This is a genomic window from Synechococcus sp. CC9605, from assembly GCF_000012625.1.
In the GTDB taxonomy this organism is placed as follows: Bacteria; Cyanobacteriota; Cyanobacteriia; order PCC-6307; family Cyanobiaceae; genus Parasynechococcus.
On sequence record NC_007516.1, the window covers coordinates 1,858,092 to 1,873,084 of the forward strand.

Annotated in this window: 16 protein-coding genes; 9 read left to right on the top strand and 7 right to left on the bottom strand. The window is 58.2% G+C overall.

Annotation, left to right across the window (positions count from 1 at the left end):
- Positions 1 to 16: 16 nt before the first annotated feature.
- From SYNCC9605_RS14050 to SYNCC9605_RS10190, 4 genes are all read right to left on the bottom strand, one after another.
- Complete coding sequence (locus tag SYNCC9605_RS14050; protein WP_011364986.1) at positions 17 to 1,225, bottom strand: sugar ABC transporter; 1,209 nt, start codon at positions 1,223 to 1,225, stop codon at positions 17 to 19.
- 46 nt (positions 1,226 to 1,271) lie between these two features.
- Positions 1,272 to 1,961 carry a sugar ABC transporter gene (locus SYNCC9605_RS10180; RefSeq protein WP_257930024.1) on the bottom strand — a complete coding sequence of 230 codons (690 nt, stop codon included), beginning with the start codon at positions 1,959 to 1,961 and terminating at the stop codon, positions 1,272 to 1,274.
- Positions 1,962 to 2,116: 155 nt separating this feature from the next.
- A complete protein-coding gene (locus tag SYNCC9605_RS10185; protein WP_156783107.1) occupies positions 2,117 to 2,722 on the bottom strand; it encodes a hypothetical protein in 606 nt (201 codons plus the stop codon).
- A 237-nt stretch (positions 2,723 to 2,959) separates the two neighbouring features.
- Positions 2,960 to 3,508: a DUF1997 domain-containing protein gene (locus tag SYNCC9605_RS10190; RefSeq protein ID WP_011364989.1), complete on the bottom strand. Its 549-nt coding sequence runs from the start codon at positions 3,506 to 3,508 to the stop codon at positions 2,960 to 2,962.
- A 27-nt stretch (positions 3,509 to 3,535) separates the two neighbouring features.
- Here SYNCC9605_RS10190 and SYNCC9605_RS10195 point away from each other — a divergent pair, with 27 nt between their 5' ends.
- Positions 3,536 to 4,969 (top strand): class II fumarate hydratase, encoded by a 1,434-nt coding sequence (locus SYNCC9605_RS10195; protein ID WP_011364990.1) that lies wholly within the window; start codon positions 3,536 to 3,538, stop codon positions 4,967 to 4,969.
- A gap of 2 nt (positions 4,970 to 4,971) precedes the next feature.
- Here the strand turns inward: SYNCC9605_RS10195 and SYNCC9605_RS10200 are convergent, their stop codons facing one another.
- A complete protein-coding gene (locus tag SYNCC9605_RS10200; protein WP_011364991.1) occupies positions 4,972 to 7,746 on the bottom strand; it encodes a DEAD/DEAH box helicase in 2,775 nt (924 codons plus the stop codon).
- A 244-nt stretch (positions 7,747 to 7,990) separates the two neighbouring features.
- On the opposite strand from SYNCC9605_RS10200, the gene SYNCC9605_RS10205 reads away from it, so the two are divergent.
- From SYNCC9605_RS10205 to SYNCC9605_RS14875, 3 genes are all read left to right on the top strand, one after another.
- Positions 7,991 to 8,233 carry a hypothetical protein gene (locus tag SYNCC9605_RS10205; RefSeq protein ID WP_011364992.1) on the top strand — a complete coding sequence of 81 codons (243 nt, stop codon included), beginning with the start codon at positions 7,991 to 7,993 and terminating at the stop codon, positions 8,231 to 8,233.
- A gap of 201 nt (positions 8,234 to 8,434) precedes the next feature.
- On the top strand, positions 8,435 to 8,632 hold the full coding sequence (locus SYNCC9605_RS14870) for a hypothetical protein (protein ID WP_257929144.1): 198 nt from the start codon (positions 8,435 to 8,437) through the stop codon (positions 8,630 to 8,632).
- Between the two features lie 961 nt (positions 8,633 to 9,593).
- Positions 9,594 to 9,791 carry a hypothetical protein gene (locus tag SYNCC9605_RS14875; protein ID WP_041435104.1) on the top strand — a complete coding sequence of 66 codons (198 nt, stop codon included), beginning with the start codon at positions 9,594 to 9,596 and terminating at the stop codon, positions 9,789 to 9,791.
- Positions 9,792 to 9,840: 49 nt separating this feature from the next.
- On the opposite strand, the gene SYNCC9605_RS15235 is transcribed toward SYNCC9605_RS14875, so the two are convergent.
- On the bottom strand, positions 9,841 to 10,005 hold the full coding sequence (locus SYNCC9605_RS15235; RefSeq protein ID WP_011364994.1) for a hypothetical protein: 165 nt from the start codon (positions 10,003 to 10,005) through the stop codon (positions 9,841 to 9,843).
- Between the two features lie 618 nt (positions 10,006 to 10,623).
- On the bottom strand, positions 10,624 to 11,556 hold the full coding sequence (locus SYNCC9605_RS10220; RefSeq protein WP_011364996.1) for a bile acid:sodium symporter family protein: 933 nt from the start codon (positions 11,554 to 11,556) through the stop codon (positions 10,624 to 10,626).
- 54 nt (positions 11,557 to 11,610) lie between these two features.
- Between SYNCC9605_RS10220 and SYNCC9605_RS10225 the strand changes: the two genes are divergently transcribed.
- From SYNCC9605_RS10225 to SYNCC9605_RS15245, 5 genes are read left to right on the top strand one after another with little or no spacing between them, the layout of a single operon-like run.
- Positions 11,611 to 12,750, top strand: coding sequence for an aminotransferase class I/II-fold pyridoxal phosphate-dependent enzyme (locus SYNCC9605_RS10225; RefSeq protein WP_011364997.1), 1,140 nt, complete (start codon positions 11,611 to 11,613; stop codon positions 12,748 to 12,750).
- Positions 12,747 to 13,436, top strand: a complete 690-nt coding sequence (locus tag SYNCC9605_RS10230; protein ID WP_041435106.1) for a serine aminopeptidase domain-containing protein — start codon at positions 12,747 to 12,749, stop codon at positions 13,434 to 13,436. The genes SYNCC9605_RS10225 and SYNCC9605_RS10230 overlap by 4 nt, the downstream gene beginning before the upstream one ends.
- Positions 13,370 to 14,182 (top strand): methyltransferase, encoded by an 813-nt coding sequence (locus SYNCC9605_RS10235; RefSeq protein WP_257929145.1) that lies wholly within the window; start codon positions 13,370 to 13,372, stop codon positions 14,180 to 14,182. The genes SYNCC9605_RS10230 and SYNCC9605_RS10235 overlap by 67 nt, the downstream gene beginning before the upstream one ends.
- Positions 14,179 to 14,838 (top strand): dethiobiotin synthase, encoded by a 660-nt coding sequence (gene bioD, locus SYNCC9605_RS10240; RefSeq protein WP_011365000.1) that lies wholly within the window; start codon positions 14,179 to 14,181, stop codon positions 14,836 to 14,838. The genes SYNCC9605_RS10235 and bioD overlap by 4 nt, the downstream gene beginning before the upstream one ends.
- A complete protein-coding gene (locus SYNCC9605_RS15245) occupies positions 14,835 to 14,990 on the top strand; it encodes a hypothetical protein (RefSeq protein ID WP_198002447.1) in 156 nt (51 codons plus the stop codon). Before bioD ends, SYNCC9605_RS15245 begins: the two co-directional genes overlap by 4 nt.
- Positions 14,991 to 14,993: the final 3 nt, after the last annotated feature.

Genomic DNA, 14,993 nt, shown 5'->3' on the forward strand with positions numbered 1-14,993 from the left:
ACAGATTATTTAACAATCAGCTTTTACGCATTGCATTCAAAATAAATCCACCAACGCCCCAACCCACAACAATGATTCCGACAGATGCCAAGAATGCTTGCCAACGCCAGTTTTGATCTGGCGCAACTGGCAATCCAGGTTGACTCAGAACCACAACGAACTTCAATTGACGCTGGCTTTCTCGGCGGCTGTTATCAGATGCAAGTCGCGCCGATTGAAGCGTTTCAGTAGCAAATTCGACGTCTGAAATCAACCCTGCTTCCTCCAGAACAAGAGTATTTAGGTCTCGGCCGTCATTACTGACGGATTTATCCCTTTCTTGACGAATCTGCACTTGAAGCTCTTTAACTTGGTCTGCAACAAATGAAACTTCAGGTGCATTTGGATCGCGATATTGACGACGCAAGGCTGCTTCTTCAACCTTCAGTTCAACAAGCTGGGATTCCAGACCAGAAATAAATGATGATGTTGCAGCTTGCTCAGACTCAACGCTTAAGTTCCCATGTTTTTTGCGGAAAAGCTCAAGCTTCCTTGAGGCTGTCTTGAGTTTAAGTTCCGCCAACTGAACTTCTTTTCTAGCAAATTTATTTTGATCAGCATTGATTGACTGGTTCACTTCATTCACAAATCGACGCGACTGTTTCAGCAGCGCAGCGTTAAGATCGAAAGCCTGCTTTGGGTTAAAGCCGGAAGTCGTGAGAATGACTGAACCACTCATCGGCTGAGGGGCTACAGACAACTGTTTTCTGTAAAAATCAAGCTGAGCTGGCGCCGAACTATGGGCATACAAACCAGTCCACAGATCAGGGAGTCGGGGGCGGTAAGCCTGCTCAAGCTTCTTGCCGTCGGGGAACAGACGATTTTTTATGTCTGAAGATTCAAGGTAGACCTGTAAGTATTGTCCATCAACGAGGGAAGTTAGAACTTGCGGAGAAGAAGCAGCACCAGCCAAAACAGAAGCAGATGAACCGTCCAATGGAGCTGCCTGTTGAATCACAAACTCAGAGACAGACGTATAACGGTCTCGACCAATGACAAAGCAGTAAAAGGCTGATGTTGCCAAAAAAGCCGAGATCACAATCCGGGGCTTTGCGAAACTGGCAAGCCGCTCACGCCATAAAGTAATGAGTTGATTTGACTCGAAAGACTCAGCAAATTTAAATGATGAAGACAATTTCTTAGAGGTGTTAGAGAAAGTATTGGAACGCTGGTTTGACTCAGGCATGACTCAAATTCAATTTAGGCAATGGAACAGGGAGAAAATCAGGTGGTTAGTCATCAACTGACTCAAGGAGCAAGGACTCATTCGTCCTATAAAGAATCAGGGAAAATCCTAAAAGTATCAGTGAACACCAAATGAGGTATGACAATGAAATATCAGGAATTGGGTATTCATTATTTAGAGAATACCGGAAAAGCTCAACTGCATGAAGAACAGGATTCCATGTAACAAATGGCCTTGAATACAAGGGGAGCTCAAAAGTGGCGAAAAACAGACCGGATGTAAAAATAAGAATACGATTAATAAGACGTTTAATCAACCGAGTAATAAATTTGTTGTAACTACCAAGAAAGACAAGACAGATACCAAATCCTATTGCCATCACAACAGTTAGCAGATAAATGCACAGAGCCAACCCAGGACTGTCCATTCGAAAATCCCATGTAAGACCCCATATCAGTGCCATAAGGCCAAGAGTGAGGGTCAACAAAGCCCTAACATTGTTGAGTGACAAAGCTAAAAGTATGTCCAGCGGCTCAATACGCTTGTAATATAACGGAGATCTCAATTTCAAGCCGGATAGTGCTTGTATAGCCAGCTGTCTAAAAGGAAAATAAATTGTAAACCCAGCAGCCATAAAAATAACAATGTTGAAATATAGGCTTGTAGCACTACCACCTAACGACCCACCAGACATCAGATATCGAAATCCAATACGGATCCCGATAAAGAACAGCATGATCTGCAACGGATTAATCAGACTCTCCCAAGAGCCAACTGAGCTACTGGTTGATTTCCGATCGTTCTCATAGGCCGCGAGAGCAAGGATTGTCGAAATCTGTCTCGCCATTGCAGCCAAAAATCTTCTAAGAAAGATCATAATATTATCCATGCTTAAATATCCATTGCATCATCAGTGGAGTCTGAATTGCTCAAATTTAAGTCAACCTCAAAGCTATCATCTTCAGATTCTAATACACTGGAACCCTCTAGGTTTTGATCTGCCCACTGGATGGCATCTGCAAGAGGGCCCAAAAAGAGAATTTGACCTAGAGGACCCAGAACCAGGCCATCTGTACAGAATTCGCGCTGGAACTGAACATTCGCCGAAGTAGAAAAAAGCATTTTTCCCTCGATCTGCCTCAACAACAACTCTTTAAGCGGCTTGGCAGGCTTGGACATTAAAAATCTTGTCTTAGGGATTAAATAGCAGTCGAATGAAAAAATTACAGACAAGGCTAAACTGAAGAAATCCTTCTGGTCTCTTGAAAGCTCCTTAATTACAAGGCCTGGCTCAATACCAGTATCTGACAAGATGTTCCAAAATTTATCAATGCTGACGAGAGATTGGTCAAGACAATCGTTGTAGACGGTCGATAGAAAGCTGAAAGCATGGGAAACCCGCAGCTTTCTATCCAATCCTCCATCTCCTCCAACAGGCCAGCCAATCACACTGTTACCAACAATTTGACCTGTCACTGGTGAAACAAGGCCAGACATAGATGCAATCAACTGATAACGAAGAAAAGAATTGTTCGTAATAATTGCAATCCTCTTTCTACTATCACAAACCCAGTTCCAAGGAGTTTCAAACGAAATCTGGGGGTTCGACTTATCGCAGCGGAGTGAGAAATCTTGGAACCTCAACACTGGGTTAATTGAAGCTGTCACTACTACCACTAAACCAGGTGGGGAGAGATTTTGTTTGTGAACATACCACCATCAAACAAAGCAGCTTTATGGGTGACGTGCAATCCAATTAAGTGCACCTTTCCTTAATCCAGTGCGGCACCGCTTTTCCAAGCGATCCGTCACCAAACGCAGTGCGACATCTCCGGTGCGTTGCATCAGCCGCTCCGGTACGAGTGCCCCTGCTCCCCTCGGAGACAGTTCAAGGCTGAGATCAGCCTTAGCCATCAGCCGTTCCTGCTCGGGACGAATCCAGGCCTGGCACTGGAACTGCACAAGATCCTGAAAGCGCCCAAGGCCATGAATCGTGCAGTGCTCAAAAAGAATGGTGAGTTGGTCGCCATCCCAGCTAGAGCGGAACACCACCTCAGGCTGCAGCTGAAAATTCAACAACTGATACGGCCGGGATGCATAAAGGAAGCGGCCATCCGCGAGCCGCTCCACCTTTTTGCGGTTCAACAGAGCCTTCAGTGGGCGCCCAGGCTGCGCCAGGTAGCCCTGCAACTGAGGCAAGGATGCATCAGGCACCAGTACATCGATGCCATGGGAGCGGTGAACCTGCACCGAAAACCACCGAAACAGTTGCTGCGGAACCATGGCACGACCAACGGACAGTGATCACGGATGATCGAAGCATCACTCGATCGCGCCGAAGATCAGATGACGCAGCCATTCAGGATTGAAACCGACAGCCTGGGTGGCATTGAGGTGGCGTCCGAAGCTCTCTGGGGAGCCCAGACCCAGCGCTCGCTTCAGAACTTCGCCATCAGCGACGAACGAATCCCGCTCGAGATCATCCAGGCTCTGGCCTGGATCAAGCGCTCCTGCGCCACGGTGAACGGCCAGCATGGGCTCCTGAGCTCTCAACAGGTTGAACTGATCTGCACGGCGGCCGATGCGATTGCCGCTGGCCAGCACAACAATCAGTTCCCGCTGCGGGTCTGGCAGACCGGAAGCGGGACCCAGACCAACATGAACGTCAACGAGGTGATCAGCAATCTGGCGTCTCAGGCTTCAGGCACCGCCCTCGGCAGCCACAGCCCAGTGCACCCGAATGACCACGTCAATCGATCGCAGTCCACCAATGATGTGTTTCCCGCGGCCATCCACGTTGCCGCGGCCAAGCACCTGAAGGAGGGACTGCTGCCGGCGCTCGATGCCCTGGTGCAGTCCTTGGATACCAATGCCCAGGCCTGGATGCCGATAATCAAGATTGGCCGCACCCATCTGCAGGATGCTGTGCCCCTGCGTCTTGGTGATGAAGTGGGCGCCTGGCGGGATCAACTCAAACAAGCCCAGGCATGGCTGGAAGGCTGTCTGGTGAGCCTCGGCGACCTCCCGCTTGGGGGCACCGCAGTCGGCACAGGGTTGAACACGCCACCGGGCTTCCGTCATGCCGTAGCGGAAGAGCTGAGCCGGGTCGCTGGCGTCGAGGTTCGTCCCGCTGAGAACCTCTTCGCGGTGATGGCCGGCCATGACGCCCTCGTCCATGCGATGGGCCAACTGCGCCTGCTGGCGGTGGCCCTGCTCCGCATCGCTAACGACGTGCGTCTGCTGGCATGCGGCCCTCGAGCTGGGCTAGGCGAGTTGCAGCTGCCCGCAAATGAACCCGGCAGCTCGATTATGCCGGGGAAAATCAATCCCACCCAGTGCGAGTCCATGGCCATGGTCTGCACCCAGGTGATCGGGCTCGATGGCGCCGTGGCAGCCGCCGGAGCAGGCGGCCATCTGCAGATGAATGTCTACAAGCCCTTGATCGGCTTCAACCTGCTGCAGTCGATCCGCATGCTCAAGGACGCCATGACCAGCTACCGCCAGAACCTGGTGGAGGGCTTGGAGCCAGATCGCGAGCAAATTCAGCGGTTCGTCGATCGCTCCCTGATGCTGGTCACCGCCTTAACCCCGAGCATCGGTTACGAGAAGGCCAGTGCCATCGCTCAGCATGCCCACCATCAGGGGCTGACGCTGAAGCAGGCGGCCCTGGAGCTTGGCCACATCAGCGAAGCCGACTTTGATCAGCAGGTGAATCCCGGCGCCATGGCCGCTCCAGAGGCCTGAACTCATGCCGCCCGCTCCGTTGCCGGGTTCAGCGCAGCGGAGGCCGGCACCAGATCCTCGGCTTCAGCCACGGGGAAGCGGTTGATCGCTTTCAGCGCCTGACGGGCATGGCTGCGCAGTTGCTCGCTAATTGCTTCGCAGTAGGGCACCTGGGCAAGGAGGTCCACGGTGCGGCGCATGATCCGAACCACATCGCCCTCGTCCAGGGAGGTGTTGGCGATCAGATCGCTCCAGGACGTTCCCCGCGCCCAGGCATCCACAAGGCCCATAAGCTCAGGTTCCCACCAGGCCGGCACCACCACACCGGCGCGTTCCTGGGCCCGCAGCAGCTCGCGACGCAGACCCGAAAGATCCTGCAGGGCTTCCTCCGCTGCAGCAGGTGGCGGGAAGCCACTCCACAGGTCGGGGCGGTTCACCTCGGTGCTGATCGCCTCGAACACCGCCGCCAGGTCGGGGGGGGAGAGGTCATCGAGATGGCCACTCATCAGCGCCAGCCCGAGCCAGAGTTCGTTGTCGCCCCGCAAGGCAGCAACGGTGCGGCCGATCTCCGTGGGATCCAGCTCATCGAGACATCCGAAGTGCTGCAGGATATCCATCAAGGCCAGGAAGGTTTCCCAGTGGCGGTTGGCCCGCTGATGCAGCTGCTGCTGCCGTTCAGCGATCTCCAGCTCCAGATCTTCCATGCGACGGCGGTGCTTCTTCAGCTGTTTGCGATCTCCCCAGCGATGGGCCGGATGCTGCTCCTGCTCCTGTTCGAGATCCCGCACCAGCCGGGCCTGGGTCAACACCTCCCCAGCCAGGTCGTATTGCGGGGTGGTCATGTCATGGCGCCGGGCCATGTGGGCCACGGCTAACGCCAAACCACCACTGGCCTGATCGCCATGGCGCAACTCACCGGAGCGGGACAGCTCCGGGACCTCGAGCCCATCCACCTGCAGGCAACTGAGCTCCGCATGGATGCTCACCACCGCCTGACAGGGCACCAGGATCCAGACGTTTTCATCGGTCAGGCAGAGCAGCAGCGGGAACTGACCAGGCCCCTTCACCTTCTCGACGATAACCGCGGGCGCGACGCGCCCCCGCAGCTGCGGGGATTTGAGGCTGACCAGGGTGCCGGTGCTGGCGAACTGCAGGGCCATCGTCAGCTCGTTGGCCAGCGTCTCCTCGGCCTGCTGCTGAAGGATGCGGAGCAAGCGCCGCTCTTCGCGGAGCCGCCCACGCATTTTTTCGTAATCCTCAAAGTCTTCCCAGGGGATGTCGCCGGCAACGCCCTCTAGCTGGCTGAGTTGCAACCGCAGCTGGGAGAGGTTGTCTTCGTCCTCCACGAGGTCCAGCCCCGCCAGATATCGGCCAAAACTGCGCTCCACCAACTCCCTGGCCTTGGCCAGATCGTGGCGCTGCAGCAGGTTGAGAACCATGCCGTAGCTGGGGGTGAACTGGCTCACCAGTGGGTCGGAGGGACTCGTCGCCAGCTGACCGGCTTCACGCACACCTTCGAACCGGCTCTGCACCGTCACGACGTAGCCCTGAGAGTCGAGACCACGCCGCCCGGCCCGGCCGGCCATCTGCAGGAACTCACTGCCCATGAGCGGGCGATGCCCCCGCTCGGTGCGCTTGGACATGGCCGCGATCACAGTGCTGCGGGCCGGCATGTTGATGCCGGCCGCAAGGGTCTCGGTCGCAAAGACCACTTTCACCAGTCCCTGCTGGAACAGCTCCTCGATCAACTCCTTCCAGGCCGGAAGAACACCAGCGTGGTGGGCAGCGATGCCCCGCAGCAGAGCGTCGGCGTGGATTCCATCCCGCACAGCCTCGGGGTTGTCGTTGCTGTAGGCCGTCAAGCGCGCCTTGATCCGCGCCTGCTCCTGCTTGCTGACCAGACACTGCACCCCCAGATCCCGAACCGCCTTGTCGCAGCCACGGCGACTGAAGATGAAATAGATGCCAGGGAGCATCTGCCGCTCGGCCATCTGGGCCACAACAAAGGTGATTGGTGGTGGTTCCGGCTGCGTCGGTCTCTGGGAACGCCCTTTGCGCTTGTGCCCTTTGGGAGCGCGCCAGACCTTGCAGTTGGGATGCAATCCCGTGCCGGCATCGTTGAGCAGTGGGTGCAGCCCCTTGGCGCTGCAGAAGCTGAACTGCAGTGGCACCGGCCGGTGGTCACTCATCACCAAGGTGGTCGGACCATGGACCTTATCGATCCAGTCGGTCAGCTGACCTGCATTGGCCACGGTGGCGGAGAGCGCGACCAGCTGCACCGTGGGTGGGGAGTGAATGATCGACTCCTCCCAGACCGTGCCGCGTTGGGAATCGTTCATGTAGTGACACTCATCGAGCACCACCGCTTCCACATCAGTCAGGGGATCGTCGTGCTCATCCGCCTCGGCGTAGAGCATGTTTCGGAAGATCTCCGTGGTCATCACAACGATGGAGGCCTCGCGATTCACGCTGAGGTCACCGGTCATCAACCCCACGTTCTCGGCACCGAACTGATCGCGGAAATCACGCAGCTTCTGGTTGGACAGAGCCTTCAGCGGCGTGGTGTAAAAGACCTTCTGGTCGTGGGCCAGAGCACGATGAATGGCGTATTCACCGATCAGGGTTTTGCCGGATCCTGTGGGCGCACTCACCACGACCGAATGTCCCTGGTTGAGGGCATCCATGGCCTCCAGCTGGAAATCATCCAGCGGGAAGGGAAAGATTTCCGAGGGATTCAGTGGGGCACTGCGATCGACATCGGGCTCGGATCGGGGCGTGGCCGGTGTCGATTGGTTCATCAAATGATCTTAAGGAGCCTGGCTGAGCACTCTTTTCAAACAAGCGATAAGACACGCCAATGCAATCAATCAGATGTGCCGACCTCCTTTGACGGAACCGAGGCAAATCATGAAAAGTGGCAACGGGAATGCTTCGAGCCTTGGTGAGCCCACCGGGGCTTTTTTTGTGCCTGCCTCTACTGCTGAGAAGGGTGACAGGGGCACTGCGCCAGTGCCATGACAGAGGGGTTTAGCGCTACTAACTGTGATCAGCACTCAGCTCACCAAGCCGCGGCCGGCTGAAGACACCCTGATCGATGCTCTGAGGGGCTGCCGCGACGTGAAGGAGCTGAAGGCCCTCGAACAACGCCTGGCATCCACCACCGATGCGCCACCGCTGTTCACCTGGATCTGCGATCTGCTCGTGGCACGACGCATCTCCCGTGGCCTCGCCGCCCGCCTGCTGTTCGAACTTCACGACGGGGGCTCGATTAGAGCGACCGACTAAGGCCAGCGACGCCTCCAGACGGCGGCACGGGCCGAGATGAGCACCTTGGATGTGACCAGGTCGGTACTGCACACCTGGGAGTGCTTCAACAACCAAAACTCGGTCGATCAGCTCCAACCGCTATGTCTAACCAGAAGCATTAAAAAATAAGGAGGTGCGCCCACCCATCCATGCCGACCGCCTTGCTAGGCCTGCTTCGACGTGGTGCTGGCCGAAAAGTTGGATGAATCCTTTCCGGTATGGCGCCGCTCCACCGGCAACCACTTCACGGGTCCCCACCATCGACCAGGAGGCCAGGGAATCAGACTGGATGTATGGAGCGGGAACGCCAAACGCCACCTTTACGGGAATGCGCCTGGCGTCGATACAGCAGGCCATAAACCCCAGGCCGAGGTCTGAGTTTGTTAGTCAATACGTCAGACGATCTCTTTACGGCCAGCCTTGATTTTCTCTTTGGCCGTAATGAGGCCATAGACGAGCAAGCCGAGAAGAGCAATGTTCACACCGATGAAGAACATCATGTCCATGGTGTTGTGGCGACTTGACCCGTGATAGTCCGGGATCGCATGGGGGCCTACCCGTCAGAAGACTCATTAATCGTGAGGAGAGGAGGCAGCCGTTGCCTCAACTGGAAAGCAGTGCACCACACTGGTAGGGCGAAACGGTGGCGGGATGAAATGGCTACTCCCTTCTTAGTCGGATGCTCTCAAGACACGATCCAGCCAGCGAGTCAGATTCTTGAAAGAGCAACCTTTCCGAGTGATCTTGGCCTTGGGAACGCACATTGCGTGTACAGCTGAGCCAGCCGTGTACTTCGCAGCAACTTCAGATAGTTCGATTGTCTTCCCGCAAACGCGGCAAGGGAGTTTTTTGACCAAGCAGGGATGCCTTTAGCCCTGTTGTAAGTGGTAGCCCTACGACGTTCAAAAAAGCCAGTTGTCGATACCGGCGTCACCAATTGGGTGACCACTGATCCAGTGACTCAGATGATCCCCGGGTTCAACGTTGACCTCGGCCTTTTGCCGGCTACGCCAGCTCGTAGAGGTTCATGGGTCTACGAGAGCCAAGCAGAAGCTGCAAAAGAAGGCGATCAGGTCTTGGCTGGAGGTAGGCATAGAGGCTCGAGAACGAGCACAATACGAAATGTAACGAATGCTTGCAGTGTGGCCGCATGGGTCATTTCGGAAAGCCTTCAGCGAACCTCGCATCCTTGGGTGGCAGCGTGATCGCTGCTGTCATCACTTCGGCTGTCTTTCTTAGCGACTCCAACGCTGGTGACTGCCCACGCAGCAAGTCAGCTGAAGCAACCTCCATAGAGACTCACCAGAAAGCTGACGAAAACTGAAGTCGAGGCCTGACGATGTCTATTGATGCCCGATGCCAGGAAGAGCAATCAGCCGCTGATCGCATGTTCATGGACTTCAAATACACCCGCCCTGGCTCGAAAGAGCAGTTACAGGCCTTAGCCACTCTGAGCTTCCTAATAGGAATGTGGGCCGACTTCCTCACGGCCGAAGAGAAAAGAATGGATCAAGTTTTGGCCCTAGAAGGCCGCTGAGCAGCAACGAAGGGAAACCCCGCTCGCGCGGGGGCCTTGGAGCGTTAACTCATGCAACAGAGATGATGTGAGGCGCAGCGGGGTAGCTCGTCGGCATTGGATCTGCCTTTCCTTCGGCCATCGCTTTGGCGCGGCGGTACATCTGGCTGTTGGTAGCCCCTTGAGCTTCCATGGCAGCTGCAACCACTGCCCAGTTCTTCGTTTCGGAGGTCATTGACTACAGAAAATTTCAACCCGCAAACCATCGCGAAATTGCTCCTTGTGCCGTGACGGAGGTATCCGCACAGCGGATTGCTCGCAGAAAGAGATCGAGATGACTGCGCAGAAGCTGTATCAGACCCTACGTCAAGCAATTTTGAGGATCTGTAATAATTCATGGAGCTGCTTTTTTTCAGTGCGCGAGGAAATAGTTGCGAGCCTTCACCTTGATTTGCGGTCTCTTAAACTTGAGTATAAAACGACCTGCGATGCGTTGAGAAATTGGCCTGGCGGACCTGCAGAGGAGCAAGAATTTCTCGAATACAAAAAACAAGAGCTTTTTCGAGCCTTGGTTGAGCACACCTTCCATGACGAACCTGTCTGATCATTTGCCAGATCCTCAGGAGCTGTAAGCCTTGGGCATCTACCTGGCAGAAGCAGGCAAGGTGGGCAGATGAAGCGTGTTGAGCCAGCGAGTTTCACCTGGCCATCATGTCTTTGGAAATAAAGAGTTTGTATGAATCGCCGTCGTCCTTGCGGGGATTTAACGAAGTCGTATCAGGCAATTGACTGACACCCAATCACAATCTGGTTGCAATCACCGCCGGTAGCGAAAAACCACTCACCCATCAGATCACCTGCGATTACCGCGAGGTTGTCGCCTCCAGACGGCGGCAAGGGCGCTGCCGATCAGGCAGTGAATCACCGCAGAGATGGCACCCGGCAACGCCGTGAGGGAACTGGCGAACCCGCCACTGCGGGCGAGCACCACGGCCAGTCCTGAGTTCTGCATTCCCACCTCGATGCTGATGGTGCGCTGGGCCTGCACGCTCTGCCCCACCAGCCGGGGAATCAGCCAGCCGAGCAGGAAGCCGCCGCCATGCAGCAGCAGGCAAGCCAGGATCAGCACGGCCCCCTGCTGAAGCAGCACACCCCTCTGACTGCCCACGATGCTGGAGACGATCATCACGATGGCCATCACCGCCATGGGAGGCATCACCGGCTCAATCCGCTGGGCCACACCGGGCAGGCCACGCTTGAGCAGCACCCCAATGGTGACGGGCAGCAACACCACCTGAAGCACGGCCAGGAACAGGGCCCAACCGTCCACCGGCACGTACTGGCTGGCCAACACCTGGGTGAGATGGGGGGTCAACACCACCGCCGTCAGGGTGCTGATCGTGGTCATGACCACCGAGAGCGCCACATCGCCACGGCCGATCAGAGCCACCACATTGCTGGCGGTCCCCCCCGGGCAGCAGCCGACCAGGATTAAGCCCACTGCAAGCGGGGCAGGCAGGTGCAGAGCCGCCGCGATCCCAGCGGCAAGGGCCGGCATCACCAGGAACTGCAGCAGCACCCCCAGCAGCACGGCGCGGGGGCGACGACCCACCCGCACGAAATCAGCGGGTGTCAGCCCGACGCCCATGCCCAGCATGATCACGCCGAGTCCAAGGGAGATCAGTAGCCCCTTGAACCAGATGAATAGCGGAGGATGGAGCAAGGCCAGCAAAGCTCCCAGCAACGTCCAAAGCGGAAACAGCAGCGTGAAACGCTCCCAGGTCATGACGATAAGAGGATTGAGGCCATCCTCGATCAGGGGGGATTCCAGACTGTTGTGATGCTGGACCACGCTTCTCCCATCCCTCCAGCCCGCCGCCGCCGCCTGCGGAGCTTGAATTCCGGCCAGGAGCCCTGGCAGCTGCAGGATCCAGCCGGGGCTGGCCAGCTCGTTGATGTGGCGAGCAACGACTACCTCGGGCTCAGCCGCCATCCCGACGTGATCGCAGCGGCGACGCAGGCCATGGCCTCCGATGGCGTCGGTGCCGGTGGATCTCGCCTGATCACCGGAACCCGACCACGCCATCTGGAGTTGGAGGCAGCTCTCGCCACCTGGTTGAACCGAGACCGGGTGCTGCTGTTCCCCAGCGGATTTCAAGCCAACATCGCTGCCTTAATGGCCCTGAGTGACAGGCACACCACGGTGTTGGTAGACCGGCTGATCCACCACTCGCTGCTGGCGGGCATTCGCACCAGTGGAGCGCGACTGCAACGCTTTGCCCACAACGATCTTGACGATCTCGGCCAGCGGCTCCAGCGGCTCAACTACGCCAGGACCCCTCCTCTGGTGGTGACCGAAAGCCTGTTCAGCATGGAGGGCACCAGCCCTGATCTGCAGGGCATGGCCGACCTTTGTGCCCGCCACGGTGCACAACTGCTGGTGGACGAAGCCCATGGGCTGGGGGTGCTGGGGCCTGGCGGCCGCGGGCTTTGCCATGGGCTCCAAGAGCCTGTGGCCTTGGTGTGCGGCACCTTCGGCAAGGCCTTCGGCAGCGGAGGTGCGTTTCTGGCTGGGGACCACACCACGATGGAGCGGCTGCTGCAAACCAGTGGGGCCTTCCGCTACACCACGGCCCTGGCCCCACCGCTGGTGGCAGGAGCCCAGGCGGCCCTGCGCTTGATCCAAGCCCACCCCAACTGGGGAAGCGAGCTGCGCCAGCGCTCGGAACATTGGAGGACGGCGCTGGCGAAAGAGGGCTGGGCGAAACCAGCAGGGCATGGCCCCGTTCTCCCCCTGTTGGTCGGTGACGACCAGGACGCGCTCGACCTCCAGCAAAAGCTGGAGCAGGCGGGGCTGCTGTCGGTTGCGATCCGGCCGCCCACCGTGCCGGAGGGAACCGCCCGCCTGCGCCTGGTGCTGCGGCGGGACCTGCCGGAGGGCACATTGGAGCAACTGCTCGCAGCCCTCGGCTCTCGATGATGCAGGTCCTGGCGATGCATGGTTGGGCTGGCCAGGCCGGCACCTGGTCCCACTGGCGTCAACGCTTTGAAGACGAGGGAGCGAAATGGTCCAGCGCAGACCGGGGCTACGGCGGCGGTGAAGCCGTTGCTCCGGGATGGCCCCCTGGCCCAGGACGCAACCTGTTGATCGCCCACTCCCTGGGGCTGCACCTGCTACCGGCAACTGTTCTGGCGCAGGCCGATGCGGTGGTTCTGCTGGCCAGCTTCAGCGCCTTTGTGCCCCAAGGGCGGGCAGGGCGTGCAGTGGCGGCGGCTCTGAAGGGGATGCAGGCGGCTTTAGGCACCGACCAGGAACTGACAATGCTGGAACGCTTCCTCGACAAAGCCGCTTCACCCCATGCCCGCAGCGCCCTGCCCCCAGCCCCCCTGCTGAAGGGTTTGACGAGCCTGGGGCGCCAGCGGCTGCAGCAGGATCTGAAGCTTCTGGCGCGCTGCCAGAACCTGCCAACGGGCTGGCCCGAAGCCGTGCCTGTGCTCGTGGTGCAGGGCGAACGGGACGCTGTGGTGCACGCCGCATCGGCGCAGAAGCTGATCGATGACCTCGGAGCGCTGCCGCTGACCCTGCATCGGGATCCGAAATGGGGCCACGCACTGATCACACCAACGGTGCTCTCGGCGGTGCAGCAATGGCTGGGGGCCCTGTGATTCGCCCCGACCAGGTGCTGGAGCGCTTCAGTCGCGCAGCACCGACCTACGCAGGCGAGGCGTTACTGCAACGGGCCATGGCCTGGCGCCTGGCCCAACTGAGCCGTCGCTGCTCCATCCGGCGCGGCCTATGGGCTGACCTGGGCAGCGGCACCGGTCATCTGGCCGCAGCCCTGGAAGTCGCTCATCCGGGACAGCAGGTGATCCGCCTTGATGGGAGTGCCGCGATGTTGAACAGCCACCCCCATGGAACACACACCCTGCGGTATGACCTGAGCCGCGGGTTACCGGACTGGAGTGAGCCACCGCAACTGCTGGCCTCCAGCTTTGTTTTGCATTGGTTGCCGGATCCAGCCCAGCAGCTTCGGCGTTGGGTGGATGCCCTGCCAAAGGGGGGCTGGCTGGCCCTGGCGGTGCCGGTGGCCGGGAGTTTTCCGCAATGGCAGCATGCCGCCTATGCAGCCAATCAAACCTGCACGGCCTTGTCCATGCCGGTGCGGGAGCAACTGATGGCAGCCCTGCCGCATGGCGTGGTGCAAAGGGACGAATGCCTGAGCTTCACCCAACACGCCGCCAATCCACTGCGGCTGCTGCGACCGATGAGCAGCATCGGCGCCTCCGTTACCAATGGGGGCCAGCTCTCGACAGGCCAGTGGAAGGCCATCTTCCGGGCTTGGCCCCAAGCCGATGCATCAGCCGGGTTCGCCCTGACCTGGAGGATGTGGGTCCTGATGGTGAAGCGATGAACGGCAGCGTCAGTCGCCTGGTGGTGTGCGGAACCGACACGGATGTGGGCAAAACCGTGGTGAGCGCATGGCTGGTGCAGGGGCTTCAGGCCAGCTACTGGAAACCGGTGCAGAGCGGACTGGAGGGCGGCGGTGACCGCGAACGAGTGCGGCAGCTTTTAAACCTTCCGCAGGAACGGATGCTGCCCGAGGCCTATGCCTTCAACGAGCCCGTCTCCCCCCACTGGGCCGCCGAACTGGACGACACGCCGCTCGAGCCAGCCCAACTCGCCATTCCCCACCACCAGGGATCCCTGGTGGTGGAGACGGCTGGAGGGTTGATGGTGCCCCTAACCCGCAACTGGCTCCAGATCGATCAACTGGTGGAGTGGCAGTTGCCCATCGTTTTGGTGGCCCGCAGTGGACTGGGCACCCTCAACCACACCCTGCTCAGCCTGGAAGCGTTGAGACGGCGGAATCTCACGGTGTTGGGACTAATCCTCAACGGCCCCCTCCATGCCGACAACCCGGGGACCCTCGAACAGTTCGGTGACGTCCCCGTTCTGGCGCAGCTTCCCCCCCAGGCCTCGCTATCAGCAACGGTTCTGGAGCGGCTTTGGCGCGAGAAGGATCTCACCACTACATTCCGACAAGTGTTGAAGCGATCGTCCCCGTGAATTCACGTCAAACCCTGGCGACTCTGGCTGTTTCAGCACTCTGCGTTGGGATTCTGGTGCTGTTCACCGATATCGAGGGGCAGCTGGTGCGCTGGGTGAACTGCAGCGCCATTTCCACAGAGGCGGAAAGGAACAGTGACGTATGCAGCTGAAGA

What these genes read in the sequence shown, in the direction of transcription:
- SYNCC9605_RS14050 (WP_011364986.1), bottom strand. Translation starts at nt 1,225, where the DNA reads ATGCCTGAGTCAAACCAGCGTTCCAATACTTTCTCTAACACCTCTAAG.
- SYNCC9605_RS10180 (WP_257930024.1), bottom strand. Translation starts at nt 1,961, where the DNA reads ATGCTGTTCTTTATCGGGATCCGTATTGGATTTCGATATCTGATGTCT.
- SYNCC9605_RS10185 (WP_156783107.1), bottom strand. Translation starts at nt 2,722, where the DNA reads ATGTCTGGCCTTGTTTCACCAGTGACAGGTCAAATTGTTGGTAACAGT.
- SYNCC9605_RS10190 (WP_011364989.1), bottom strand. Translation starts at nt 3,508, where the DNA reads ATGGTTCCGCAGCAACTGTTTCGGTGGTTTTCGGTGCAGGTTCACCGC.
- SYNCC9605_RS10195 (WP_011364990.1), top strand. Translation starts at nt 3,536, where the DNA reads ATGATCGAAGCATCACTCGATCGCGCCGAAGATCAGATGACGCAGCCA.
- SYNCC9605_RS10200 (WP_011364991.1), bottom strand. Translation starts at nt 7,746, where the DNA reads ATGAACCAATCGACACCGGCCACGCCCCGATCCGAGCCCGATGTCGAT.
- SYNCC9605_RS14875 (WP_041435104.1), top strand. Translation starts at nt 9,594, where the DNA reads ATGTCTATTGATGCCCGATGCCAGGAAGAGCAATCAGCCGCTGATCGC.
- SYNCC9605_RS15235 (WP_011364994.1), bottom strand. Translation starts at nt 10,005, where the DNA reads ATGACCTCCGAAACGAAGAACTGGGCAGTGGTTGCAGCTGCCATGGAA.
- SYNCC9605_RS10220 (WP_011364996.1), bottom strand. Translation starts at nt 11,556, where the DNA reads ATGACCTGGGAGCGTTTCACGCTGCTGTTTCCGCTTTGGACGTTGCTG.
- SYNCC9605_RS10225 (WP_011364997.1), top strand. Translation starts at nt 11,611, where the DNA reads ATGCTGGACCACGCTTCTCCCATCCCTCCAGCCCGCCGCCGCCGCCTG.
- SYNCC9605_RS10230 (WP_041435106.1), top strand. Translation starts at nt 12,747, where the DNA reads ATGATGCAGGTCCTGGCGATGCATGGTTGGGCTGGCCAGGCCGGCACC.
- SYNCC9605_RS10235 (WP_257929145.1), top strand. Translation starts at nt 13,370, where the DNA reads ATGGGGCCACGCACTGATCACACCAACGGTGCTCTCGGCGGTGCAGCA.
- bioD (WP_011365000.1), top strand. Translation starts at nt 14,179, where the DNA reads ATGAACGGCAGCGTCAGTCGCCTGGTGGTGTGCGGAACCGACACGGAT.